Raw genomic sequence first — 23178 nt, 5'->3', positions numbered from 1 at the left:
CGCCGCTGCGCGCAGCACAAGATCAACACGCCTGCCGTTTTGCACTACATTGGTGCAATGACCACCGCGCTCCTGCCCCCCGCCCTCGACGCCCTCGGCACTCCGGTTGCCTGGGCCGACGCCAGCGGCCGTGTGGTGGGCTGCAATCCGGCCTTCGCCCGCTGGCTGGGTGTGAGCGTGCGCCGCCTGCTGGGCCAGCCGCTGGCCTCGCTGGAGGCCCAGGGCGACGCCTTGGCCCACTTCCTGGCCCGCGATGAGCGCGACACCCTGCGCCTGCACCGGCTGGCCTTGGCGCTGCCTGGCGATGCACCCCGTTTTGCCGAGGGGTGGCTCAGCCGCTGGGACGAGGGCGGCTGGCTGCTGGAGGCGCATCCGGTCGATGAATTCCCGGGGTTGGACCCCACCCAGGCGCTGCCCAGCGCGCTCAGTGCCGCGCTCAAGGGCCTGGCGCATGAGCTGCGCAATCCGTTGGCGGGATTGAAGGGCGCGGCCCAGCTGCTGGCACGCCGCAACGCGCAACGCGATCCGGACGAGCGTGAACTTATCGAGCTGATCGGCTCGGAGATCGAACGCCTGAACGGCCTGCTCGAGCAACTGCTGTCGCCCGCGCCGGCCGCGCCGCATGCGCCGCTCAATATCCACGCCTCGCTGGAGCGCGTCCTGCGCCTGGCCGAGAGCGAGGGTGGCTGGGCGGTCCGTATACAGCGCGATTACGACCCCAGCATTCCCGAGTTCGATGGCGATGCGGACCGCCTTACCCAGGCCGTGTGGAACCTGGTCCGCAATGCGATTCAGGCAGGTGCGGGCACCGTCACCCTGCGCACGCGTGTGGAGCACGGCGTACGCATCACCGATCAGCTGCATACGCTGGCGCTGCGGCTGGAAATCGCCGATGACGGCCGTGGCGTGCCCGAAGACCTGGCCGAGCATCTGTTCCTGCCGCTGGTCAGTGGCCGCGCCGAGGGCACCGGGCTGGGCCTGGCGCTGGCCCAGCAGGTCGCGCGCGAGCACCGCGGCACCCTGACTTACCGCTCCCGCCCGGGCCATACCGTATTCACTGTGCTGCTGCCGATCGGGCAGGGCACCCCCGCCGAGGACACTGCCGCCCATGGCTGACCAGGTCGACACCACCGCCCAGCGCGTCTGGGTGGTCGACGATGACCGCGCGGTGCGCTTCGTGCTGTGCACCGCGCTGCGCGAGGCCGGCTACCGCGTCGAAGGGTTCGACGGAGCGGCTGCCGCGCTGGCGATGCTGGCCGAACAGGCGCCGCCGGATCTGCTGTTCACCGATGTCCGCATGCCCGGCGATGATGGTCTGGTCCTGCTGGACAAGCTCAAGGCGGCGCATCCGCAGTTGCCGGTGATCGTGATGTCGGCCTATACCGATGTGGCGAGCACGGCCGGTGCCTTCCGCGGCGGTGCACAGGAGTTCCTGTCCAAGCCATTCGATCTGGATGACGCGGTCGCGCTGGCGCAGCGCGTCCTGCCGGCCCCGGATGTCACCCTGGCCGAGCCGAGCGAGACCGCCAGCGCGACGCCGCCGGATCAGCGCCCGCAGTTGGTCGGCGATACGCCGGCGATGCGCGCGCTGTTCCGCGCCATCGGGCGCTTGGCGCAGGCACCGCTGTCGGTGCTGATCAACGGCGAAACCGGCACCGGCAAGGAACTGGTCGCGCATGCGCTGCACCACGAGTCGCCGCGCGTGCAGGGCCCGTTCGTCGCGCTCAATACCGCGGCGATTCCCTCCGAACTGCTGGAAAGCGAACTGTTCGGCCATGAGGCGGGCGCGTTCACCGGTGCACAGCGTCGCCATATCGGCCGCTTCGAGCAGGCCAATGGCGGCACCTTGTTCCTGGATGAAATCGGCGACATGCCGTTACCGCTGCAGACGCGCCTGCTGCGCGTGCTGGCCGAGGGCGAGTTCTTCCGCGTGGGCGGGCGCGAGCTGATCCGCGTTGATGTGCGCGTGATCGCTGCGACCCATCAGGATCTGGAAACGCTGGTGGCGCAGGGGCGCTTCCGCGCCGATCTGCTGCACCGGCTGGATGTGGTGCGGCTGCGGTTGCCGCCGCTGCGCGAGCGTCGCGACGATGTCGCGCAGCTGGCCGAGACCTTCCTGGCCGCGGCCGCACACAAACTCGATACGCCGCCCAAACGACTGACTGCCGCTGCGTTGCAGGCGCTGCGCGAACACGATTGGCCCGGCAACGTGCGCGAGCTGGAAAACGTCTGCTGGCGCATGGCCGCGCTGGCGGCGGCCGACAGCATCGGCGTGGCCGATGTGGACAGCGCACTGCACCGCGGTGCGGGTGCGCCGCGCTCACGCAGTGCCGGTGATCCGGGGCAGTGGGAAACGCTGCTCTCGGCGTGGGCGCGCCAGCGTCTGGCCGAAGGTGCCGAAGGCCTGCACGCGCAGGTGCGCGATCGGGTCGACCAGGCGCTGCTCGAAGCGGCCCTGCAGATCACCCATGGCCGCCGTGCCGAGGCCGCCGCGCGGCTGGGCATGGGCCGCAACACCCTCACCCGCAAGCTCGGCGCCGGCCGCCGTCGCGGCGGATGAACCGCATGTCCACGCCGCGTGTGCGCCATGTCCGGGCCGCTTTCATGGCCTGTGGACGAGCACACGGTTAGTTTGCAACCAAGGAGTCTTTCCCATGCGCAGTTTCCCTGTCGTCCTCGCCGCGGCGATCGCGGTCGGTCTGGCCGCCTGCGGCAGCACACCGCCGCCGCGCCCGGTCGCCCCCGTCGTACCGGTGGTCAGCACCGCGCAGATGGCCGAATCCAATCTGTCGCCGGCCTCGGCCAGTCTGGTCAGTGGACGCCTGGCGCTGGTGCCGGACGCCCGTGGCGTGCACATCACCGGTGTCATCGGTGGTCTGCAGCCGCTGCAGGTGGCCGGGTTCCACGTGCATGAGCGCGGCGACTGCAGTGCAGTGGATGCCAGCAGCGCCGGTGCGCATTTCAATCCTGCCGGGCAACCGCATGGCCGCAACAGTGCCGGTGCGCATCACGCCGGTGACATGGACAACCTGCGCGCCGATGCGCAGGGCCGCGTCAACGTGGACATCCGCCTGCCAGCGGTTACCCTTGGCGGCGGCGCAGCCACCGATATCGCCGGACGTGCCCTGATCGTGCACGCCAACGCCGACGATTACCGCAGCCAGCCGGCCGGCAACGCCGGTGCCCGAATTGCCTGCGGCGTCATCCGGGTCGTGCGCTGATCGCGCAGTCCCACGACGTCGTTTCTTCCAACGCTACCCGCAAGGAGATCCACATGCGCCTGATCCACACCACGCTGTTCGCTGCCATCGCCGCGCTCGGCCTGACCGCCTGCAACAAGCCGGCCGACACCACCCCGGAAGCCACCCCGGCTGCCGAAGCCACGGCGTCCCAGCCAACCGCTGAAGCGACCCCCGAGGCACCGCCGGCAATGACCAGCGAAGCCCATGCCAACCACACCGCCAGTGCCGACCTTGCTGCCACCCAGGGCAATGACGTCAAAGGCACCGTGACCTTCAGCGTCGTCGACGGCAAGGTCCACGTGAAGGGCCAGGTCAGCGGCCTGAAGCCGAACAGCGAGCACGGCTTCCACATCCATGAGAAGGGCGACTGCAGTGCGCCGGACGGCGCCAGCGCCGGTGGCCACTTCAATCCGGGCCAGGAAGACCATGGCAGCGTCGCCAGCGAGCCGCATCACGGTGGCGACATGCCCAACATCAAGGCCGACGCCCAGGGCAACGCCGTGGTCGATGCCCCGGTCTCGACCAACGTCAACATCGGCAAGGGCGATGGCTTCGACATCATCGGCCGCGGGCTGATCGTCCATGCCGATGCGGATGACTACAAGACCCAGCCGACCGGCAATGCCGGTGCACGCCTGGCCTGCGCGGTGATCAAAGCGGCCCCGTAATCCGGGCCGTGTTTGACGAAAAAACGCCGGCGAACGCCGGCGTTTTTTTTAAATAACGGGGACGGAGGTAGTTAAGCCGCCGGCTTAACTACCTCCGTCCCTATTAACGCGCCAGCAATTCGCGCGCGTCCTGCCCGGCCTCGCAATGCACGAACAGCACCGGCAGGCCGTGCGCTTCCAGCACGGCGGCCATCTGCCGCTGGCGGATCAGGTACTGGTCGTAGATGCCCTGCAGGCGATCACAGTCGCCGGTGCCGTGGCTGTAGTACGCGCACCAGCCGGCGGGATCGAACAGCGCCATACGCACTTCGCCATCAGCGTATCGAAGCAGCGGCTCCGGCGCGGCATCCAGCCACTCTTCCACGTGCGGTGCCATCAGCGCGGTTTCGATCAGCGGCCACAGAATCGCCAGGCCCTGGTTGTCGTACTGCATCGACATCATCGCGGCGAGGTCATTCACCGTGAAATAGCGGGCGTGCTCGATCTGCGCGCCGAAGGCATTCTGCGCCTGCAGCGCGGTATCGGCCTGCGCCATGCCCTGGGCCAGCAGCACCTCTTCCAGTGCTTCGGCCACGGCCTGGGTCTGGACGACTTCGGTGCCGGTCAGCAGGAACGGGACGACCCGCAGGCCGCCACCGGTCAGGCTGGCATCGGCCTGGAAGGGCAGCGGGACATCGCCGTCGGCGCCGGCACCAAAAGCCAGCACGCGCGGGCCCTGGTTGCGGCCCGGGGCGCGCATCTGCAGTTCTTCCAGGCGCCGGTGCACCGGCCAGCCCGGGCGCAGGATTTCAGCCGGATCGAAATGGGCGCCGGCGAACACGAAGTCCAGCCCGCTGACGCCGGGCACCAGCTTGGCCAGATCGCGGCCGACGCGTTCGGCCAGTTCACCAGCCTGTTCGGAGGACAGCGCGGCATGGCGCGGGGCGTCGCCGCCGGCCAGTTCCAATGCCAGTACGCCAATGGCATTCATGCCGTGGTCGGGTTTGCTCATGGTTTCACGGTTGGCCCATCACAGGGCGGCAGCTACACTTGGCCCCATTATGCCTGCTCCTTCGTGCAGGCCATGTTGCAGACACCCCTCCCATGCCAGGTATCTCCATGCCCAACGCCCGTCCCGTCGCCATCCTCGGCGGCGTCCGCATTCCGTTCTGTCGCCAGAACACGGCTTATTCGGACGTCGGCAACCTCGGCATGTCGGTGCGCACCCTCGGTGCGCTGGTCGAACGCTTCGGCCTGCACGGCCAGCAGTTGGGCGAAGTGGCGATGGGCGCGGTGATCAAGCACTCCAGCGACTGGAACCTCGGCCGCGAAGCCACGCTGTCCTCGGGCCTGTCCCCGCTGACCCCGGGCATCACCATGCAGCGCGCCTGCGGCACCTCGCTGGATACGATCATCGCGGTGGCCAACAAGATCGCGCTGGGCCAGATCGATTCGGGCATCGGCGGCGGCTCGGATACCACCTCCGATGTGCCGATCGTCTACGGCAAGAAGCTGCGCGCGCGCCTGCTGGCGGCCAACCGCGCCAAGAGCACCGGCGACAAGCTCAAGGCGCTGACCCGCGGCTTCAAGCTGAGCGAGCTCAAGCCGGAATTCCCGGGCGTGGCCGAGCCGCGTACCGGCAAAAGCATGGGCGACCACTGCGAAGACATGGCCAAGGAGTGGAACATCTCCCGCGACTCGCAGGACGAGTGGGCTGTGTCCTCGCACAAGAAGCTGGCCGCCGCCTATGAGCGCGGGTTCTTCACCGATCTGATCGCGCCGTTCCGCGGCGTGGAGCGCGACAACATCCTGCGCGCCGATACCTCGCTGGAAAAACTGGCCACGCTGAAGCCGGCGTTCGACAAGGTCTCCGGGCGCGGCACGCTGACCGCCGCCAACTCCACCCCGCTCACCGATGGTGCCTCGGCGGTGCTGCTGGCCAGCGAAGAATGGGCGCGCGCGCATGGCCATGAGCCGCTGGCCTACCTGCGTGATTCGCAGGTGGCCGCGGTTGATTTCGTGCACGGCGAAGGCCTGCTGATGGCACCGACCATCGCCGTGCCGGAGATGCTCAAGCGCAACGGCCTGACCCTGCAGGATTTCGACCTCTACGAAATCCACGAAGCGTTCGCCGCCCAGGTGCTGTGCACGCTGCGCGCGTGGGAAAGCGAAGACTACTGCCGCAACCGCCTCGGCCTGGATGCGCCGCTGGGCAGGATCGACCCGGCCAAGATCAATCCGCTGGGCTCCTCGCTGGCCACCGGCCACCCGTTCGCCGCCACCGGTGCCCGCGTGATCGCCACGGCGGCCAAGCAGCTGGCCGAGCGCGGCGGCGGCCGCGCGCTGGTCTCGATCTGCACCGCCGGTGGCATGGGCGTGGTGGCGATCGTCGAGCGCTGATCGCCCTGCGGCAGTGAACGAAGAAGGCCGCCCAAGGGCGGCCTTCTTTTTTGTATCTGGCGGAGGTGTGCACCCTTCGGCTCTGGTAGTGCCGGCCGCTGGCCGGCTCCTCAAATCCTCTCCGGGACTCCGCATTGCCGGCCAACGGCCGGCACCACCGGGTGCCGCGTCGCACGTTACGGCAGACGTGGATTGCCGAACTCGTCGCGTTCCACGTGCAGGCGATCCTGCACCGGGGCCGGTTCGCCCATCAGCGATTGCTCTTCGATGGTGGCGCGTTCGGGCACGATAGGGTCCAGTGGCGTGGTGGTCGATGCACGGGCCAGCGCCACGCTGTCATCCCCACGCTGCTGGCGCAGGGCATTGGCGAAGCACTGCGAGGCCAGCGCGGTCTCGCCGCGATCCAGGAACACCTCGCCCAACGCTTCCCACGCGGCCGGGCCGGCGCCGGCGGCAATCGCGCGGTGCAGGTAATCCTCGGCCAGCGTGTGCTGGCGCTGACGGGCGGCAATGCGGCCCAGCGCCAGCAGCAATGCGGGGCTGGCGGGCTGCGTGGTCAACCAGCGTTGCAGGTTGGCCTGGCGCGTGGCCAGCTTTTCGACCGGCATCTGGCCGTAAAGCGTCACCACCGATTCGTCCCAGCGCGTGTCCAGGGCCTGTTCGAGGTTGAGCAGGGCCGGTTCGTCCCAGTCCAGTGCCACTGCGCGCAGCGCATAGGCGGAGACGACATCGGGATCGCTGCGCAATGCCTTCGGCGTGGCTTCCCACTGGGCGGCCAGCGCGTTGACGTCACCGGCTTCCAGCAGCGACTGTGCGGCCAGGCGGATTTCCAGCTCGGCCACGGCCGCATCCGGCAGGACCTTCTGCTTGCGCAGTGCGCCCAGCTGGCCATAGGCCTCATGCGCGCGATCGGCACGTGCCAGCGCTTCGGTGCGAAGCCACAGGCCACGCGGCGGCAGCGGCTGGATCGCGGCAACGTCCAGCACGTTGATCGCATCGACCGGGCGTTCCTGTGCCAGCAGGCGTTCGGCCAGCAGCAGGGCATGGCTGGTGGCATCTTCGGTGGCCAGGCGCTGCAGGTACTGGTTCACCGCCGCATCGTCATCGCGCGCCTGCGCACTGCGCACGGCGGTGACCAAGGCGACCGCGCTTACTTCCTTGTCCTCAGCGGCGCTGGTCAGCAGCTTTTCCGCGCGCTGCCAGTGGCCCTGTTCGTGGGCCTGCAGGCCTTCGGTCAGGCGGGCGCGGCCCTGCTTGCGGCGGTAGCGGCCCCAGGCGCGGAACGGCGAGGCCAGCAGACTCCACAGCAGCCACAGCACCAGCACCCCGACCAGCACCATCAGCGCGACCTGGGGCACGGTGGAGCGGTAGTCGGTGCCGCCGTAGCGGTAGATCACTTCGCCGAACTGGCGCAGCTGTTCGGTGCCGAGCCACTGTGAGGCGATCACGCCCAAGGCCACGGCCAGGAGCAGGACCACCAGAGATTGAAAGGGCTTCATCGATTATCTCCCGTTACGCATCGAGCGCAGTTGCTGCAGGGTGCTGCCCAGTTCGGGCAGCGATGGACGCAGCTCGCAGGCGCGTAGTTGCTGCAGTTCAGCACGTTGCTCGCGCAGAGCAGGTGAATCCGGCCACAGCCGCGGCAACCACAGTGCAACGCGGTCCAACGCCTGGAGATACCCGGACTGATCGCCGCGCTCCACCGCTGCCCGCGCCAAGGTCAGTTCCAGCTGCAGCGAATCCCACGCGGCCACGCGGTCGGCTTCGGTCAGCGGGCCCTGCAGGCGGGTGGGGGTGATGGTCACGAACGGCGCCAGCACCTGGTGCCACCATGGCGTGCCGGCAGTCGTATCGGCCGGGGCGTCGATCTGTTCGGGCAGGGTGGTCAGGGCCTGGGCGAACCGGCCCAACCGTGCCTGGGTCTGCGCGCGCACTCCGGGGCCGAGCGCCTCCACCGCATTGCGCTCCTGCATCAATGCCTGCCGCAGGTTCAGATACTCGTTGCCCTGCACGTCGTCCAGCGAGGCGGACGCCAACGCGTACAGGCGCTTGGCGCCCTCGACGTCATCGGCATAGGCCAGCCGCTGCCCGGCCTGGCTCAGCAGCAGCTCGGCTTCTTCCAGCTGCAGTGCCTGCGCGCCGTGGCGGGTGCTGTCGGCCAGCTTGGCCAGGTTCTCTTCGAGCAGCGCATTGCGCTGGCTCAGGCCGAGCATTTCATCGCGCAGCACGCGGTTGGTGGCGGCGGCGTCCTGCACGCGCTGGGAGGTCGAACGCTGGTCGCGGCGCAGTGCTTCCACGCTGTCCAGCAGGCCCTGCACCTGCAGTTGGTCGTTCTCTTCGCGCAGTCGTTCCTGCGCCTGTCGCGATTGCCACTGCGCCCAGCCCCACGCGCCGCCGCCGGCCAACACGACGAGCGCCGTGATCGGCACGATCCAGCGCAGGGGGCGGCTCGGAGAGGGGGGCGAAACAGGGTCATTCATACGGGCATCCTTGTCGCGCGCGCCGGGCAATCCGCTTGGCTGGCGAGCGACGTGGCACACAGCATCGCCCGCCGCCCAAGGCCCTGCAAGACCGCCCCGGCTCCCTGTTCAGGAAGATGCGGGCGCGATGAGCGCGGCGTGTGCAGCCGCGACCAACTGTGCCGGCAACGGCCCGGCTGCGACCCGTACCTGCCCGAAGCCTGCGGCGCGCGCCTGTGCGGCCAGCCGCTCGCTGGCGGCCACCACGGTGGCGGCGCGCAGTGGTGCCTGCAGATCGTGGGGTAACTGCACCAGCAACAGCGCCAGGGCCTCGCCGCTGCTCAGTGCCAGCACCCAGGGCATGGCCGCGCGGCGCAGGCGCTGCAGGGCGCGGGGGGCCAGCGGCAGCCGCTGGCGCGCATACACGTTGGCGCGCAGCAGTTGGGCACCGCGTTGCTCAAGGGTCTGCGCGATCACCCCGCGGCCGCCCGGGGCGGTGACCAGGCCCGCGCGCAGGCCGTGCAGGTCAGCCAATGCCGGCAACGCAAGCAGGCCCTCGCTGTCCATCCGTGCCGGTGCGGCGATGTCCTGCGCGCCCTGGCGGTGCAGCGCCGCCGCCGTGCCGGCGCCCACGGCAAGCCACTGCCCCGGGTGGGGCGCGGCCAGATCCACCAGGCGCGCGGCGGCCTGCACCGCGGCAGGGCTGCTGAAGACCACGCGCTCGGCCGCCAGCGCGGCGGTGAGGTCGGCGTGGGTGGCAGCATCGCGCTGGGCCTGCAGCGCCCACGGCGACAGCGCGATGAGGCGGGCACCAGCCGCGTTCGCCGCACGGCGCAGCGGCGCATGCTGGCCACGCGGGCGCAGCGAGATCAGGGTCCAGGGCGCGACTTTCGTTTCGGTGTTCATTGCGGGCATTATGCGAGCCCTTCGATGTGACGTGATCAGCCAGATGTCCGCAACCGATTCCCTGCCGGCGCAATTGTCTGCGCTGCAGCATGTCCTGGATGCCATGCCGCCGGTGGCGGCCATGCAGATCCGGGTCCACGACTACCGCGATGGCGTCCTGCACATCCACGCTCCACTGGCAGCCAACGTCAACGACAAAGGCAATGCCTTCGGCGGCAGCCTGGCCTCGGCGCTGACCCTGTCCGGATGGGCGCTGGTGACCCTGCGCCTGCGCCTGGCCGGGTTCGATGCGGATGTCTACGTGGCCGACAGCCATATCCGCTACCTCGCCCCGGTCTATGGCGATCTGCACGCACAGGCCCAGGCCGATGCGGAAACCGACTGGGACAGCTTCCTGGCCACCTTCGCCCAGCGCGGCAAGGCTCGCATCAGCCTCACTGCCCGCCAGCCGGGCGAAGGCGACAAGGCCGCCGCGGAACTGAGCGGCCGTTTCGTGGCCTTCGCCAGGCGGTAGGATGGGCGCCTTGCCTATTGGGGAATTCGCATGCGCCGTACGCTTCAGATCCTGCTGATCGCCTTGTTCGCGCTGACCAGCGTGAGCGCACTGGCCGCCGAGCAGAAGACCACCAGGAAGCAGCGCAAGGAACTGGAGGAGACCCAGGTCAAGTACGACGCCACGATGCGCTGGGGCACCGTCGAGGACGCGCTGCCCTACCTGGACCCCGACTATGCCCGCGCCCACCCGATGACCGACCTGGAACTGCGCCGCTTCGAGCAGGTGAAGATCTCCAGCTATCGCGCCGGCGACAACGTGCCGTTGCCCGATGGCCGGGTCGGGCGCAACGCTGAGGTGCGGGTGATCAACAACAACACCCAGTCCGAGCGGACGGTGCGGGTCCGGGAGATCTGGCGCTGGGACGCCGAGGGCAAGCGCTGGCTCCAGGCCAACGGCCTGCCGGACCTCTGGCAGGAACGCTGACCCCCGCCCGCACGGGGCTGGACGCCGATTCGCCCGCATGTGCGACAATCGGCGCCCGCTTATCGACCCGTGATCTTAGTGAATTACGAAGAGTTGCTGGCCTTTGCCGGCCGAAACCCGATGTTGTCGATGGCCCTGGTCGGCCTGACCGTGGCCATCATCGTGACCGAAGTCCGCCGCCTGTTCCGCGGCTTCAAGTCGCTCAAGCCGGCGGAACTGACCCAGCTGATGAATGCCGGTGGCGCCATCGTGGTCGATCTGTCTTCGAGCAGCGATTTCGAGAAGGGCCATATCGCGGGCAGCCGCAACGTGCAGCCGGCGCAGTTCGGTCCGGAGCACAAGCTGGTCGCCAAGGCCCAGCAGAGCCCGGTGGTGCTGGTGTGCCGCAGTGGCAATGCCTCCGAGACGGCCGCCAAGGCGCTCAAGAAGGCCGGTTTCACCCAGGTCAACGTGCTCGACGGTGGCATCCCGGCGTGGCAGCAGGCCGAGTTGCCGCTGGTCAAGGGCCGCAACTGATCCCCCTCGGATGGCAGCGCACGCCTTGTGCGCGGCCCACAGCGCCCCCATCGCAGGGCATGTAACAATCCGTTTTTACAGCATTCATTTTTGGAGCAACAGGAAATGTCCGAAGAGAACACCAACGGCGCCGTCGCGCCGGTCGACGCCGCTACCGGTCCCTCGTTCACCGTCGAGAAGATCTACGTCAAGGACGTTTCGTTCGAATCGCCGAACGCTCCGGCCGTCTTCAATGACGCCGTGCAGCCGGAACTGCAGCTCAACCTGAACCAGCGCGTGCAGCGCCTGGGCGAGAGCGCCTTCGAAGTCGTGCTGGCCGTGACCCTGACCTGCAAGGCCGGCGAGAAGACCGCCTACGTGGCCGAAGTGCAGCAGGCCGGCGTGTTCGGCCTGGTCGGCCTGGACCCGCAGTCGATCGACGTGCTGCTCGGCACCCAGTGCCCGAACATCCTGTTCCCGTACGTGCGTTCGCTGGTGAGCGAGCTGATCCAGGCCGGCGGCTTCCCGCCGTTCTTCCTGCAGCCGATCAACTTCGAAGGCCTGTACGCCGAAACCCTGCGCCAGCGTCAGGAACAGGGCGAGACCTCGCTCGCCGATTCCGAGCCGGCCGGCAACGCCTGATCGGCGCTGCAGTACGGATGAGCAACCACGCAGACAAAATCGCGGTTCTCGGCGCCGGCTCCTGGGGCACCGCCCTGGCGAGCCTGCTCGCGCGGCATGGTCATCCGACCGTGCTGTGGGGGCGCGATGCGGCGATGGTCGAGGCCATCGACCAGCGCCACGAGAACACCCGTTATCTGCCGGGCATTCCGCTGCCCGAGTCGCTGCGCGCGACCACCGATCTGGCCGCTGCCGTCAAGGACGCTGCCTGGATCCTGGTGGTGGTGCCCTCGCATGCCTTCGGTGAAACCGTGCGTGCGCTGGCACCGTTGCGGCCGGCCGATGCCGGCGTGGCCTGGGCGACCAAGGGCTTCGAACCAGGCTCCGGTCGGTTCCTGCACGAAGTGGCGCGTGAGGTCCTTGGGCCGGACGTGCCGCTGGCGGTGGTGACCGGTCCGTCGTTCGCCAAGGAAGTCACCCAGGGCCTGCCGACCGCGATCACCGTGCACGGTGACGCGCCGGACTTCGCCCAGCAGGTGGCCGATGCCATGCACGGTCCGGCGTTCCGCGCCTACACCGGCGATGACATGGTCGGTGCCGAGCTCGGCGGTGCGATGAAGAACGTGCTGGCCGTCGCCACCGGCGTCGCCGATGGCATGCAGCTGGGCCTCAATGCCCGTGCCGGCCTGATCACCCGTGGCCTCAACGAAATGCTGCGGCTGGCCGCGGCGATCGGTGCCAAGCCGGAAACCCTGATGGGGTTGGCCGGTCTGGGCGATCTGGTGCTGACCTGCACCGGCGATCTGTCACGCAACCGACGCCTGGGCCTGGCCCTGGGCCGCGGCCAGACGTTGACCGATGCGGTGCGTGAGATCGGCCAGGTGGTGGAATCGGTGCAGACTGCCGATGAGGTGATGCGCCAGGCGCGGCGTCACGGCATCGACCTGCCGATCTCTGATCGGGTGCGCGCGGTGCTGCACGGTGAGCAGACGCCGGAAGAGGGATTGCGTGCGCTGTTGGCACGCGAACAGAAGCCGGAGTATCCGGACACGCTGTTCAAGTGATGCACGAAAAACCCCGGCAAGCGCCGGGGTTTTTTTTGGTTCTTCTTCCATCCGCGTTGCAGGCATGAAGCGCGCTATGAGCCTCTTCAGGCGTGGCGGTGGATGGGTCGGGCGCTGGGCCGCGATGGCCTTGCCGGCGAATGTCCCCCGGCGTCGACCTGCGGCCGCCGCCTCCTCCTTTATTTCGCCCACAAGGCCATCGCGACCCACGTATCCAGACCACTTGGCGCCGACAGAAAGGCACGGTCTCCCGCACGCCTGACGCACGCTGAGTCCCCTATCGGCGGGTAGGTCCCTGGGCAAAATCAAGGAGGAGGCCGTCGCCGTCAGGCGTCGGCCGGGGGACTTTTGCCAGGGGGCCTGCCCGCCGATAGGGGACCCTTACGCTCGCGGTAGACCTGAGCGGAGACAGCACCCGATCCACAATGCCCCTGAACTACCTGGTCACCGCCAGAACGAAACAACCCGGCGCAGGGCCGGGTTGTTTCGTGGCGTACCGACGAGGGTGTCGCCAGGTGCTGCATATAAGTGAAGCCCGGCGTGAGCCGGGCTTCATGGCGCAGGGGAGAGAGACCGCGCCATCCAACAACGTACCGCGGTATTGCGTCGTGCGTATTACCAGGTGAAGCGCGGACCGACGAACCATTCCTTGTCGCCGCCCTTGGCCAGCTTCACTTCGCCGGCCAGGCCCCAGTTCTGGTTGAGCTTGGCCTGGGCGCCGACGCGGCCGTAGAACTCGCCGTCCGGGTTGATGCCGTGCTTCTTGGTGTAATCCTCGTAACCGGCCATCACGTAGCCTTCGAAGTTCGGGGTGAACGCGCTGCGCACGCCGACTTCGGTCGAGTAGCCGTTGAAGTCCAGACCGTGCTTCGGATCGAACTTCTGGTAAGCAACGCGGGCGACCAGATCGGTGGTCGGGGCGATGCCGTAGTTGTAGCCGACACCGACCTTCCACTGGTCCACATCATTGCTGCCGCGCTTGGTTTCCTGCGCGTTGTAGTCACCGAAGACGTGGAAGTTCGGCGCCACGGCGACCGAGCCCTTCACCGCCCAACCGTCGGCGTCGCCGCCCTTGGCATCGGTGTTCACGTAGCCGCCTTCAACATAGTTGTACGACAGGCCATCGGTTGCCGAAGCAGCGAACGGCAGTGCAGCGAGCAGACCCAGGGCAAGCAGGGAAGTCTTCATCATCGGGGACACCTTTGTATTTTTTGGTTTTGTCCGCCAGCAGAGGGGAGGGAGATCGCTGCTGGCGACAGGTGTGAATTATCCGTTAGTCACCCCAATTAGCCCTGAATATCAAACTGAGCAGTACATAAATGCGGCCACATTCCGGGGAACTCTTCATGCGCGATCTGTTAGATGCGCGCGCAACACATCAGGCACGACGCAGCGCCATTGAAAGGGCGGTGTGGATCGCGCGTGCAGTGACGCAAGCAGAGGTGCCGTCCGCAGGACGGCGGCGATCAGCGTTCGCCGTCGCGCAGGTAATCGAACAGCTCGGCATCACCCTTCAGGCCGAGCTTCAACATTGCATCGCCTTTCTGGCGGCTGATGGTGCTCACGCTCTTGTGCAGATGCATGGCGATCTCTTTGACCGTCATGCCGCTGCCGAGCAGGCGCAGTACTTCGACTTCGCGCGGCGATAGCGGCTTGGCCTCGCCTTCTTCCACGCTGTTCGTGCCGATCGCGTCAATGCGCTCTTTCAGTGTGAGGCTGACGTAGGCCATGCCGCGCTGCACGGTCTGGATCGCCAGCGGCAACTCGTCCATCGACGAGGTCTTGTCGACCAGGCCGAGCACACCCGTGGCGACCACCATGCGCAGGATCGCCAGGTTGTTGGAGACGCTGAGCATCAGCACCGGCAACGTGGGGAAACGCCGGCGGATCATGGCGATCATCGCAAAGCCATCGGCCTGCTGGCCGCCGGGCATGGAGTAATCGGTGACCAGGACATCGCACGGGTGATCGGACAGCGCGGCCATCAATTCGGCGACAGTACTGGCCTCGGCCACCACCTGGCCAACGCCGCTGGATTCGATCACGGCCTTCGTGCCGATCCGTACGACCGGATGGTCGTCGGCAATGATAATGCGCAGGGTCATGGACTAGTATTGCCTGTAAGGCAGCCGTCGGGCCGTGCCGGGGTGGGGACAACATTCTACGGAGATCAGGCAGCATGCGTATCCGCGTCGTTCGCTGGCTGGTGCTGCTCGTGCTTGCAATGGCAGCGGGCGTGTCGGTATCGGCCGCCAACCCCCTCGCCTTGTCGCCCCGGCAGAGCGAGTGGCTTGGCAAGCACCCTACCATCATCCTGGGTATGTACGACAGCGGCTGGCCGCCGTTCGAATCCTTGCACGAGGGCAAGCCGGTCGGCCTGGGCTATGACTACCTGAGCCTGCTCACGCAGCAGCTGGGTGTGCAGGTGAAGGTGCGGATGTACCGCGACTGGACCGAGGTGCTGGATGCAGCATGCCGCGGCGAAGTTGATGTGGTGATGAACATCACCCTTACCGCCGACCGCACCCGCTGCATGGTCTATACCCGTCCCTACGCCGATGCGCCGCTGGCGCTGGTCGGTCGCCCCGGTGATACCCGGGCCTCGGCCGATCCGGACCTGCGCGGGCTGCGTGTGGTCACCGAGCGCGAGTTCGTCACCAGCGAAGAAGTCCGCGCGCGCTTTCCCGTTGCCCGCCGCGTGATCGCTGCAAACACCACGGCCGCGCTGGCCATGGTCGGCAAGGGCGAAGCCGATGTGTATATCGGCAATGCCTATGTAGCCACGTCGCTGATCGCCGAGCGAGGGCTCACCGATGTCGCGTTGCTGCGCCCCAGCGACCTGCCGCCGGAGCGTCTGCACTTCGGGGTGCCCAACGCCAAGCAACCCTTGGCCGAAGCGCTGGATCTGGGGTTGGCGGCGCTGGCGGACACCGAACGCGCGCGCCTGAAGCGGCGTTGGCTGCAGACGCCGGAATGGTCGGCGCAGTCGCAGATGATCCTGGGCAATGCCGAAAAGCGTGTATTGGCGACACCACTGCGGCTGGCATTCGCGCCGAATGCGGCACCGCTGGCGTTCATCGACGGCGCCGACCAGCCCAGTGGCGTGGCGGCCGAATACCTGCGCCTGCTGCGGAACGTGGGTGCCCAGCTCACCCGCGTGCCAGCGCATGACTGGTTCGAGGCGCGCGAACAACTGCGCCGTGGCGAGGTCGATGCCATCATGGGCATCCCCAATGACTCCACGTACCTGGGTGACGACTGGGTATTCAGCCAGCCCTTCATCACTGTGCCCAACGTGATCGTGACCGCCAGCGGCAGCCGGTCGGTGCTCGGCATCGGCGATCTGGACGGACGCAGCATCCTGCTGACCGATCCGGACCGGTTGCGGGGCTACATCCTGCAGCAGGCGCCGAACGCCCGCATCGTGCCGGCGCGCAGCACCGAACTGGCCTTGGCCCGGCTGGCGCATGGCGATGCCGATGCCTACATCGGCAATCTGGCCATCGTCGACCGGATCGTGCGCGAGCGCTATCCCGCGCAACTCCACGTTGCCGCACCCGCTGGCTTCAGTGATCGGTTGTCGCTGGCGGTCAAACGACGGTACGCGCCACTGGCGACCACGTTCGACCGCATGCTGGTCAACATGAGCGCGCGTGAGCACGAGGCGATCCGCAGTGACTGGCTCTCGGCCGAATACCGCAGTGACCTGGACTGGCGCGGCATTGCGCGCTGGGCGGTGCCGCTGGCGCTGGTCCTGTTGACGGCGCTGCTGGTGCACGGCTGGGGATACTGGCGGTTGCGCAATGAAGTGGCGATGCGCCGGCGGGTCGAGCAGCGCTTGGCCGAAGTCACCGACAACCTGCCGGCGATCGTCTACCAGGGCCGGCGCGAGCGCGATGGCCGCTTGTCGCTGCCGTATATCGCCGGCGACACGGACGCCCTGTTCGGGGTCACCGCAGCCGAGGCCATGGCTGACGAAAGCGCCTTGATGGACCGCATCGACGAGCGCGACCGCCCCGGTGTGCGCCAGGCCATGGAACGCGCCGCGCGCGACTTCACTCCGTTGGACATGGAGTTCCGCACCTCCCCACATGGCACGCTGCACTGGGTGCGCGCGCGCGCGCTGCCTTACGATGCCGAAGACGGCGCGCTGCTGTGGAGCGGCTACTGGGTCGATGTCACCGAGGCGCGCGCGCAGGCCGATGCGCTTGCGTTGGCCAAGGCCGCGGCCGAGCGCGCCACCGCTGCCAAATCCGAGTTCCTGGCCACGATGAGCCATGAGATCCGCACGCCGATGTCCGGGGTACTCGGCATGGTCGAGGTGCTCTCACACACCGCGCTGGATGGGGAACAGCGCCGCATCATCAGCGTGATCGAAGACTCGGCGCAGATGCTGCGGCAGATCCTCGATGACCTGCTGGACTACTCCAAGATCGAGGCTGGCGCGCTGACGCTGCAGGCACATCCGGTGGCGCTGCGCGCATTGCTCGGCAACGTGCAGCAGCTGCTTGCACCGCAGGCAGTGGCCAAGGGACTGGACCTGCAGATCCAGATCGACGACGACGTCGCGGCCATGCATCTGGCGGACGGTATGCGCCTGCGCCAGATCGCGTTCAACCTGCTCAGCAACGCCATCAAGTTCACCCACGCCGGTGAGGTCGACATCGCACTGACGGTGCTCGGCATCGATAGCGATGGCGCGCAGCAGCTGCGGCTGACGGTGCGCGATACCGGCATCGGCATTTCGCCGGCGCAGCGCGAGCATCTGTTCGCCCCGTTCGCGCAGGCCGATGCAGCGACCAGCCGCCAGTACGGGGGCACCGGCCTGGGCCTGAGCATCTGCCAGCGCCTGGTCGCCCTGATGCACGGCACGCTCACGCTGCACAGCGTGCCCGGCGAGGGGACCTGCGTGGAGGTGCTGCTGACGGTACCCACGGTGCCGGTGGACGAACAGCCCGGCGCGGCGGAAGACCAGGCGCAGAGGCTGCCGGTGCCGGCAGCGCTGCTGCAGCGGCGGGTACTGATCGTCGAGGACCATCCCACCAACCAGGCACTGATGGGCTGGCGCATGCAGCAGCTCGGTCTGCCGCACGTGCTGGCCGAGAACGGCGAACAGGCGTTGGCGCTGCTCGCGCGGACCCGTTTCGATCTGGTCCTCACCGATTGCCGGATGCCGGTCATGGACGGCTATGCCATGACCCGGCGTATCCGTGAGCAGGAGCGCGACCGCGGCACCGCCCGGTTGCCGGTGATCGCGCTCACCGCCAGCGCGATGGAGGACGATCTGCAACGCTGCCGCGAGGCCGGCATGGATGATCTATTGGCCAAACCGGTGGCGCTGGCCGCCTTGCGCCAGGCACTGCTGCAGTGGTTGCCGGACGCGCCAGCTGCTGCGGATGTACAAGGCAGCCTCCCTGCGCCGCCCGACCGGGCCGCGCTCACGCGCCGGTTTGGATCGGCGCACGTGGCCGCGGTGTTGATCGAAAGCCTGTGCAGCGCCTCCGCGGAGGATCTGGTGCAACTGCAGGAGGCCCTGCACGAGCGTGCGGCACCGGCGCTCGTGGATGTACTGCACCGGCTGGTGGGCGGGTTGGCGACGCTGGGGGCGGATGCCTTGGTGGTGGAGGCGCGCCATCTGATGGACAGCATCGACGACGACGGCGTGGCGGCGCATGCCGAGGCGGTCGGTGCGTTCGATGCGGCGTTGCGTGCCTACCTGGAACAGCTGCAGGCGTCCTGACCGGTTCCGTGGCGATCAGCGCTGCTGCTGCAGGTACTCGATCACCTGGCGCCGGCGCTCCGGGTCGGCGGTGGTGTTGACCATACGGGTGCCCGGCACCACATGCGTGGGCGAGCGCAGGAACGCATCCAGGGTCTGCTCGTTCCAGGTCAGCCCGGCCTCGCGCATGGCGTTGGAGTACGGGTAGCCGGTGACACTGCCCGCGCGCCGGCCGATCACCCCGTGCAGGTTCGGGCCGAAGCGGTGCACGCCGCCGGGGCTGACCGTGTGGCAGCCGGCGCAGATCGCGAACGCGCGCTGCAGATCCTGCTGATGGGCCTGCTCGGGCGTCTGCGGTGCGCGCGAACACGCCGCCAGCAGCAGGCAGGCCAGTAACGGCAACGTCGATCGGAAAGCAGGGGCCATGGCGCAGCGGTCACGTCCAACAGGACGCTCAGGATAGCGAGCGCGGCGGTGACTGCCGCGCCCGATGACCTGCGACCGGTGGTCGCAGGCCGTGTCGATCACATGCCCGAATAGTTTGGGCCGCCACCGCCCTGCGGGGTCACCCAGACGATGTTCTGGGTCGGGTCCTTGATGTCGCAGGTCTTGCAGTGCACGCAGTTCTGCGCATTGATCTGCAACTGTTCGTGCCCGTCGCTGCCGACGAACTCGTACACGCCCGCCGGGCAGTAACGCGCTTCCGGCCCGGCGTATTCGCTCAGGTTGATCCGCACCGGCACACTGGCATCCTTGAGCGTCAGGTGGCTGGGCTGGTCTTCGGCGTGGTTGGTGCTGCTCAGGAACACCGAGCTGAGGCGGTCGAAAGTGAGCACGCCATCGGGCTTGGGATAATGGATCTTCGCGTGCTTCGACGCCGGCTCCAGGCAGGCGTGGTCCGGGGTGCTGTGGCGCAGCGTCCACGGCGGGTTGCGGATGCCCAGCTTGGGCAGCAGCCACTGTTCGATGCCGGTCATCAGCGTGGCCACGGTCTGGCCCTTCTTGAACCACTGCTTGAAGTTCTTGGCCTGCTGCAGCTCGGCATGCAGCCAGCTGCTCTCGAATGCCTGCGGATAGGCGCTCAACTCATCGTGCTGGCGATCGGCGGCGAGCGCATCGAAGGCTGCATCGGCGGCGAGCATGCCGGTCTTGATCGCGGCGTGGCTGCCCTTGATCCGGCTGACGTTGAGGTAGCCGGCCTCGCAGCCGACCAGCGCGCCACCGGGGAACACCGTCCTGGGCAGCGACATCAGGCCACCGGCGGTGATCGCACGCGCGCCGTAGCCGATGCGCTTGCCCCCTTCCAGGTGCTTGCGGATGTCCGGGTGCGTCTTGAAGCGCTGGAACTCTTCGAACGGGCTCAGCCACGGATTCTTGTAGTCCAGGCCGACCACATAGCCGATCGAGACCTTGCCACCCTCGGCGTGGTACAGGAACGCGCCACCGTAGGTGTCGTTGTCCAGCGGCCAGCCGGCGGCGTGCACCACCAGGCCCGGTTCGTGCTTGGCCGGATCGATCTGCCACAGTTCCTTGATGCCGATGCCGTAGGCCTGCGGATCCTTGTCGGCATCGAGCTGGAAGCGGGCGATCAGCTGGCGGCCGAGATGGCCGCGCGAGCCTTCGGCGAAGATCGTGTACTTGGCGTGCAGCGCCATGCCGCGCTCGAATGCCGGGCCGGGCTGGCCGTTCTTCTCGATGCCCATGTCGCCGGTGGCCACGCCGATCACCGCGCCATCGTCGCTGTACAGCACTTCCGCCGCCGGGAAGCCGGGGAAGATCGCTACCTCCAGCGCCTCGGCCTGCTGCGCCAGCCAGCGGGTGACCTCGCCCAGGCTGACGATGTAGTTGCCTTCGTTGTGGAAGCACTCCGGTAGCAGCGCGTTGGGCGTGCTGCGCGATCCGGCCTCGGTGAGGAACAGGAATTCGTCGCGGGTGACCTTCTGCTTCAGCGGTGCGCCGCGCTCGGCCCAGTCCGGGAACAGTTCGGTCAACGCGCGTGGGTCCATCACCGCGCCGGAGAGGATGTGCGCGCCGGGTTCGGACCCCTTTTCCAGGATGCAGACCGACAGCTCGCGGCCAGCCTCGATGGCGCGCTGGCGCAGCCGGATCGCCGTGGCCAGGCCCGCAGGGCCGCCACCGACGATCACCACATCGAATTCCATCACTTCACGCGGGGGCAGGACGTTGATTTCTTCGCTCATGGGGCTGCGTAACTCTTGGGTAGTGCCGCGGGTTGAACGGCGGCGGTTGCCTGGGAATCGCCCGTGTCACGTCACGGCGAAACGGTGGATCAATGCGCCAGAGTACCGGTCCTTCCCGTTCACGCCTAGGCAGCAGCCTCGCCATGGCACGCAAAGCTCGCCGCGGACGGTGGGTTGCTGCGATGCAGCATTGGTGACGGCCGCGCAGGGATCACGCCTCCTCAGGCGGCCATCACAACGGTGCGTTGCTTTGATCGTCGTCACGATAGGTGAAGGGCGCTGCGACACCTGCGCGCAGATCCACCCTGACGATGGGGACCCATCGGCCCGTCTTGTCGCGGAACCGTGATTGCAATGATCGTGCGGAACTGCGGGGCGTTTCGGTGCCGCCGTCGTACGGAAACACGCAACGAACCCTCAATGGATACCCCGAGTGGCCCGACATGTCCGCGATGAGTCCACCCTGCGTGCGATACGCCCATACTTCCTCGATGTTGAGGTCGGCACGAAGGTAGGAGAATGCCACGCCATCGCGCCGCGCTTGACCTTCAGTGGGCTCCCAGCGGCGCGCGGCACGCAGCATCACCCCGCTGCACCGATACGCCGGTAATCCCTGGGCGCATTCATCGACCCATGCCTACCGTGCCGCGCACAAGCGATAGTCGGACCAACTGCAACAGCACCTATCGATCAGTTCAAATGCGGCAGGCACCGGGAAGTGAGCGCTGCGTGCCTGAACGTTGCGTTGGAAATGGCCACCTTGATGCAGCTCCGCTTCGGAGCGAATATCAGGATCGCAACATGAACATGGTCGCCTGCTGTGTCGGTGCCTCCTTGGCGCTGGCAGGACTGCTCGGTGCCAAGCCCGCCCAGGCGTACCCGGTCGGCTTGCCTGCAGCCATCAGCAGTAGTGCCGAGCTCCAGAGCTATTGGTGCTGGGGCGCGAGCCCCGGTAATCCGCAACGTTACGTGATGGCCACGTCGGTAACAGAGGCCCGATGGATCTATGCGGCGGACGTGGGCATCCCGCCCAGGCAGGCCAACTGCCGCCGACAGGATCCGTAATCCGGCCACAGCGCCCGACATCGCCACGCTCCGGGCACGCACACGTTCGTATCTGGCCGGGGCGTGGCCATAAGGGATCAGGACATCCCGGCGATCGGGTGGCCGGCTGGATCGGCGCCCGGATGGAGCAGGCAGCTCCTGCTGCGCCAGCCCTTGGCCCCTACCTGCACAACGCCCACAATGGGGGCCTGTTCCACCGCCACCTGCCGGGATGCCATGTCACTCAATCCGTTCGATCTGTTCGATATCCGTTCGCTGCTGAGCGAGGAGGAGCGCGCGGTGCAGGCGACGGTGGCGCGCTTCACTGATACCCGGGTGCTGCCGATCATCGGCGATGCATTTGATGAAGGCCGCTTTCCCGACGAACTGATCCCCGAGATCGCTGCACTGGGTCTGCTCGGCTCCAGCCTGCCCGAACAGTACGGCGGCGGCGGACTGAACGCGGTGAGCTACGGCTTGATCTGCCAGGAACTGGAGCGCGGCGATTCGGGGCTGCGCAGTTTCGTCTCGGTACAGAGCTCGCTGTGCATGTACCCGATCTACGCCTACGGCAGCGAAGAACAGCGCGTGCGCTGGTTGCCGGACATGGCCACCGGCAAGGTCATCGGCTGCTTCGGCCTGACCGAGGCGCATGGCGGCTCCGATCCGGCGGCGATGAAGACCCGCGCGGTGCGCGACGGCGGCGACTGGCTGATCAACGGCAGCAAGATGTGGATCACCAGTGGGCCGGTGGCGGACATCGCGATCATCTGGGCGCATACCGAAGACGGCATCCAGGGCTTCGTGCTCGAGAAAGGCATGCCCGGCTTCAGCACGCAGGAGATCAAGCACAAGATGAGCCTGCGCGCCTCGCTCACCGGTGCGCTGTTCTTCGACAATGTGCGCGTGCCCGACCGTAACCGGCTGCCCAATGTGCAGGGTCTCAAAGGGCCGCTGGGCTGCTTGAACCAGGCGCGCTACGGGATCAGCTGGGGCCCGATCGGTGCCGCGGTGGCGTGCCTGGATGAAGCGCTGGCCTACACCAAGCAGCGGGTGCTGTTCGGCCGGCCGGTGGCGGCCACGCAGAGTGCGCAGATCAAGCTGGCCGACATGGCGCGCCGGATCACCACCGCGCAGTTGCTGGCATTGCAGCTGGGGCGCCTGAAGGATGCCGGCCAGCTGCAGCCGCAGCAGGTAAGCCTGGCCAAATGGAACAATTGCCGCATGGCCATCGACATCGCGCGCGAGTGCCGTGATCTGCTCGGTGGCGCGGGCATCACCACCGAACATGTGGCGATCCGGCATGCACTCAATCTGGAATCGGTGATCACCTACGAGGGCACCGAGACCGTGCACCAGCTGGTGATCGGGCGGGAGCTCACGGGCATCAACGCTTTCTGA

The 23178-nt window shown here is 67.7% G+C and carries 22 protein-coding genes; 13 read left to right on the top strand and 9 right to left on the bottom strand.

Translation table 11 applies throughout. From position 1 onward, the window contains the following. The first annotated feature begins 57 nt into the window (after positions 1-57). The 4 genes from BCL79_RS19610 (at position 58) to BCL79_RS19595 (ending at position 3910) form a co-directional block, all read left to right on the top strand. Positions 58-1116, top strand: a complete 1059-nt coding sequence (locus BCL79_RS19610) for a two-component system sensor histidine kinase NtrB (protein ID WP_121044488.1) — start codon at positions 58-60, stop codon at positions 1114-1116. Continuing rightward, positions 1109-2560, top strand: coding sequence for a nitrogen regulation protein NR(I) (gene ntrC, locus BCL79_RS19605; RefSeq protein WP_121044485.1), 1452 nt, complete (start codon positions 1109-1111; stop codon positions 2558-2560). The genes BCL79_RS19610 and ntrC overlap by 8 nt, the downstream gene beginning before the upstream one ends. A 94-nt stretch (positions 2561-2654) precedes the next feature. Beyond that, the gene (locus BCL79_RS19600) at positions 2655-3221 is read left to right on the top strand and encodes a superoxide dismutase family protein (RefSeq protein WP_121044482.1); all 567 of its coding nucleotides are present in this window, start codon (positions 2655-2657) and stop codon (positions 3219-3221) included. Between the two features lie 53 nt (positions 3222-3274). Beyond that, entirely contained in the window at positions 3275-3910 is a 636-nt protein-coding gene (locus tag BCL79_RS19595; protein ID WP_121044480.1) for a superoxide dismutase family protein, read from the top strand. 103 nt (positions 3911-4013) lie between these two features. Here BCL79_RS19595 and BCL79_RS19590 read toward each other — a convergent pair whose 3' ends face one another. After that, entirely contained in the window at positions 4014-4901 is an 888-nt protein-coding gene (locus tag BCL79_RS19590; RefSeq protein WP_121044477.1) for a hypothetical protein, read from the bottom strand. 92 nt (positions 4902-4993) lie between these two features. Here BCL79_RS19590 and BCL79_RS19585 point away from each other — a divergent pair, with 92 nt between their 5' ends. Further along, a complete protein-coding gene (locus BCL79_RS19585; RefSeq protein ID WP_121044474.1) occupies positions 4994-6289 on the top strand; it encodes an acetyl-CoA C-acetyltransferase in 1296 nt (431 codons plus the stop codon). A gap of 176 nt (positions 6290-6465) precedes the next feature. On the opposite strand, the gene BCL79_RS19580 is transcribed toward BCL79_RS19585, so the two are convergent. The 3 genes from BCL79_RS19580 to BCL79_RS19570 all read right to left on the bottom strand — a co-directional run bounded on the left by BCL79_RS19580 (position 6466) and on the right by BCL79_RS19570 (position 9654). Beyond that, positions 6466-7788 carry a heme biosynthesis protein HemY gene (locus tag BCL79_RS19580; RefSeq protein ID WP_121044471.1) on the bottom strand — a complete coding sequence of 441 codons (1323 nt, stop codon included), beginning with the start codon at positions 7786-7788 and terminating at the stop codon, positions 6466-6468. A 3-nt stretch (positions 7789-7791) separates the two neighbouring features. Next, on the bottom strand, positions 7792-8769 hold the full coding sequence (locus BCL79_RS19575; protein WP_121044468.1) for a uroporphyrinogen-III C-methyltransferase: 978 nt from the start codon (positions 8767-8769) through the stop codon (positions 7792-7794). A 108-nt stretch (positions 8770-8877) separates the two neighbouring features. Then, complete coding sequence (locus BCL79_RS19570) at positions 8878-9654, bottom strand: uroporphyrinogen-III synthase (RefSeq protein WP_121044465.1); 777 nt, start codon at positions 9652-9654, stop codon at positions 8878-8880. A 43-nt stretch (positions 9655-9697) separates the two neighbouring features. Between BCL79_RS19570 and BCL79_RS19565 the strand changes: the two genes are divergently transcribed. From BCL79_RS19565 to BCL79_RS19545, 5 genes are all read left to right on the top strand, one after another. Beyond that, a complete protein-coding gene (locus BCL79_RS19565; protein WP_026070058.1) occupies positions 9698-10168 on the top strand; it encodes a YiiD C-terminal domain-containing protein in 471 nt (156 codons plus the stop codon). Between the two features lie 30 nt (positions 10169-10198). Continuing rightward, the gene (locus tag BCL79_RS19560; RefSeq protein WP_121044462.1) at positions 10199-10633 is read left to right on the top strand and encodes a hypothetical protein; all 435 of its coding nucleotides are present in this window, start codon (positions 10199-10201) and stop codon (positions 10631-10633) included. Between the two features lie 78 nt (positions 10634-10711). After that, a complete protein-coding gene (locus BCL79_RS19555) occupies positions 10712-11149 on the top strand; it encodes a rhodanese-like domain-containing protein (RefSeq protein WP_121044459.1) in 438 nt (145 codons plus the stop codon). A gap of 105 nt (positions 11150-11254) precedes the next feature. Further along, positions 11255-11770 (top strand): protein-export chaperone SecB, encoded by a 516-nt coding sequence (gene secB / locus BCL79_RS19550; RefSeq protein WP_019184891.1) that lies wholly within the window; start codon positions 11255-11257, stop codon positions 11768-11770. Between the two features lie 17 nt (positions 11771-11787). Continuing rightward, positions 11788-12813 (top strand): NAD(P)H-dependent glycerol-3-phosphate dehydrogenase, encoded by a 1026-nt coding sequence (locus tag BCL79_RS19545; RefSeq protein WP_121044455.1) that lies wholly within the window; start codon positions 11788-11790, stop codon positions 12811-12813. A 615-nt stretch (positions 12814-13428) separates the two neighbouring features. Here BCL79_RS19545 and BCL79_RS19540 read toward each other — a convergent pair. Both BCL79_RS19540 and BCL79_RS19535 read right to left on the bottom strand, forming a co-directional pair. Next, a complete protein-coding gene (locus tag BCL79_RS19540) occupies positions 13429-14001 on the bottom strand; it encodes an Ax21 family protein (protein WP_183073837.1) in 573 nt (190 codons plus the stop codon). Positions 14002-14279: 278 nt separating this feature from the next. Further along, positions 14280-14918: a response regulator transcription factor gene (locus BCL79_RS19535; protein WP_121044447.1), complete on the bottom strand. Its 639-nt coding sequence runs from the start codon at positions 14916-14918 to the stop codon at positions 14280-14282. A 74-nt stretch (positions 14919-14992) separates the two neighbouring features. Between BCL79_RS19535 and BCL79_RS19530 the strand changes: the two genes are divergently transcribed. After that, complete coding sequence (locus tag BCL79_RS19530) at positions 14993-18553, top strand: ATP-binding protein (RefSeq protein ID WP_121044443.1); 3561 nt, start codon at positions 14993-14995, stop codon at positions 18551-18553. A 15-nt stretch (positions 18554-18568) separates the two neighbouring features. Here the strand turns inward: BCL79_RS19530 and BCL79_RS19525 are convergent, their stop codons facing one another. The 3 genes from BCL79_RS19525 to BCL79_RS20165 form a co-directional block, all read right to left on the bottom strand. Continuing rightward, entirely contained in the window at positions 18569-18958 is a 390-nt protein-coding gene (locus BCL79_RS19525) for a c-type cytochrome (RefSeq protein WP_121044440.1), read from the bottom strand. Between the two features lie 98 nt (positions 18959-19056). Beyond that, the gene (locus BCL79_RS19520; RefSeq protein ID WP_121044437.1) at positions 19057-20733 is read right to left on the bottom strand and encodes an electron transfer flavoprotein-ubiquinone oxidoreductase; all 1677 of its coding nucleotides are present in this window, start codon (positions 20731-20733) and stop codon (positions 19057-19059) included. A gap of 232 nt (positions 20734-20965) precedes the next feature. Next, positions 20966-21319: a hypothetical protein gene (locus BCL79_RS20165; protein WP_147433928.1), complete on the bottom strand. Its 354-nt coding sequence runs from the start codon at positions 21317-21319 to the stop codon at positions 20966-20968. A 215-nt stretch (positions 21320-21534) separates the two neighbouring features. On the opposite strand from BCL79_RS20165, the gene BCL79_RS19515 reads away from it, so the two are divergent. Then, positions 21535-21798: a hypothetical protein gene (locus BCL79_RS19515; RefSeq protein WP_121044434.1), complete on the top strand. Its 264-nt coding sequence runs from the start codon at positions 21535-21537 to the stop codon at positions 21796-21798. A 216-nt stretch (positions 21799-22014) separates the two neighbouring features. Further along, positions 22015-23178 (top strand): acyl-CoA dehydrogenase family protein, encoded by a 1164-nt coding sequence (locus BCL79_RS19510; protein WP_121044431.1) that lies wholly within the window; start codon positions 22015-22017, stop codon positions 23176-23178.

Origin of the sequence: Stenotrophomonas rhizophila (genome assembly GCF_003651185.1) — a bacterium.
Taxonomy (GTDB): Bacteria; Pseudomonadota; Gammaproteobacteria; order Xanthomonadales; family Xanthomonadaceae; genus Stenotrophomonas; species Stenotrophomonas maltophilia_Z.
The sequence above is the reverse complement of the archived record's forward strand: the minus strand, read 5'-3'. Positions and strand labels throughout refer to the sequence as shown.

What these genes read in the sequence shown, in the direction of transcription:
- BCL79_RS19610 (WP_121044488.1), top strand. Translation starts at nt 58, where the DNA reads ATGACCACCGCGCTCCTGCCCCCCGCCCTCGACGCCCTCGGCACTCCG.
- ntrC (WP_121044485.1), top strand. Translation starts at nt 1,109, where the DNA reads ATGGCTGACCAGGTCGACACCACCGCCCAGCGCGTCTGGGTGGTCGAC.
- BCL79_RS19600 (WP_121044482.1), top strand. Translation starts at nt 2,655, where the DNA reads ATGCGCAGTTTCCCTGTCGTCCTCGCCGCGGCGATCGCGGTCGGTCTG.
- BCL79_RS19595 (WP_121044480.1), top strand. Translation starts at nt 3,275, where the DNA reads ATGCGCCTGATCCACACCACGCTGTTCGCTGCCATCGCCGCGCTCGGC.
- BCL79_RS19590 (WP_121044477.1), bottom strand. Translation starts at nt 4,901, where the DNA reads ATGAGCAAACCCGACCACGGCATGAATGCCATTGGCGTACTGGCATTG.
- BCL79_RS19585 (WP_121044474.1), top strand. Translation starts at nt 4,994, where the DNA reads ATGCCAGGTATCTCCATGCCCAACGCCCGTCCCGTCGCCATCCTCGGC.
- BCL79_RS19580 (WP_121044471.1), bottom strand. Translation starts at nt 7,788, where the DNA reads ATGAAGCCCTTTCAATCTCTGGTGGTCCTGCTCCTGGCCGTGGCCTTG.
- BCL79_RS19575 (WP_121044468.1), bottom strand. Translation starts at nt 8,769, where the DNA reads ATGAATGACCCTGTTTCGCCCCCCTCTCCGAGCCGCCCCCTGCGCTGG.
- BCL79_RS19570 (WP_121044465.1), bottom strand. Translation starts at nt 9,654, where the DNA reads ATGAACACCGAAACGAAAGTCGCGCCCTGGACCCTGATCTCGCTGCGC.
- BCL79_RS19565 (WP_026070058.1), top strand. Translation starts at nt 9,698, where the DNA reads ATGTCCGCAACCGATTCCCTGCCGGCGCAATTGTCTGCGCTGCAGCAT.
- BCL79_RS19560 (WP_121044462.1), top strand. Translation starts at nt 10,199, where the DNA reads ATGCGCCGTACGCTTCAGATCCTGCTGATCGCCTTGTTCGCGCTGACC.
- secB (WP_019184891.1), top strand. Translation starts at nt 11,255, where the DNA reads ATGTCCGAAGAGAACACCAACGGCGCCGTCGCGCCGGTCGACGCCGCT.
- BCL79_RS19545 (WP_121044455.1), top strand. Translation starts at nt 11,788, where the DNA reads ATGAGCAACCACGCAGACAAAATCGCGGTTCTCGGCGCCGGCTCCTGG.
- BCL79_RS19540 (WP_183073837.1), bottom strand. Translation starts at nt 14,001, where the DNA reads ATGAAGACTTCCCTGCTTGCCCTGGGTCTGCTCGCTGCACTGCCGTTC.
- BCL79_RS19535 (WP_121044447.1), bottom strand. Translation starts at nt 14,918, where the DNA reads ATGACCCTGCGCATTATCATTGCCGACGACCATCCGGTCGTACGGATC.
- BCL79_RS19530 (WP_121044443.1), top strand. Translation starts at nt 14,993, where the DNA reads ATGCGTATCCGCGTCGTTCGCTGGCTGGTGCTGCTCGTGCTTGCAATG.
- BCL79_RS19525 (WP_121044440.1), bottom strand. Translation starts at nt 18,958, where the DNA reads ATGGCCCCTGCTTTCCGATCGACGTTGCCGTTACTGGCCTGCCTGCTG.
- BCL79_RS19520 (WP_121044437.1), bottom strand. Translation starts at nt 20,733, where the DNA reads ATGAGCGAAGAAATCAACGTCCTGCCCCCGCGTGAAGTGATGGAATTC.
- BCL79_RS19515 (WP_121044434.1), top strand. Translation starts at nt 21,535, where the DNA reads ATGAACATGGTCGCCTGCTGTGTCGGTGCCTCCTTGGCGCTGGCAGGA.
- BCL79_RS19510 (WP_121044431.1), top strand. Translation starts at nt 22,015, where the DNA reads ATGTCACTCAATCCGTTCGATCTGTTCGATATCCGTTCGCTGCTGAGC.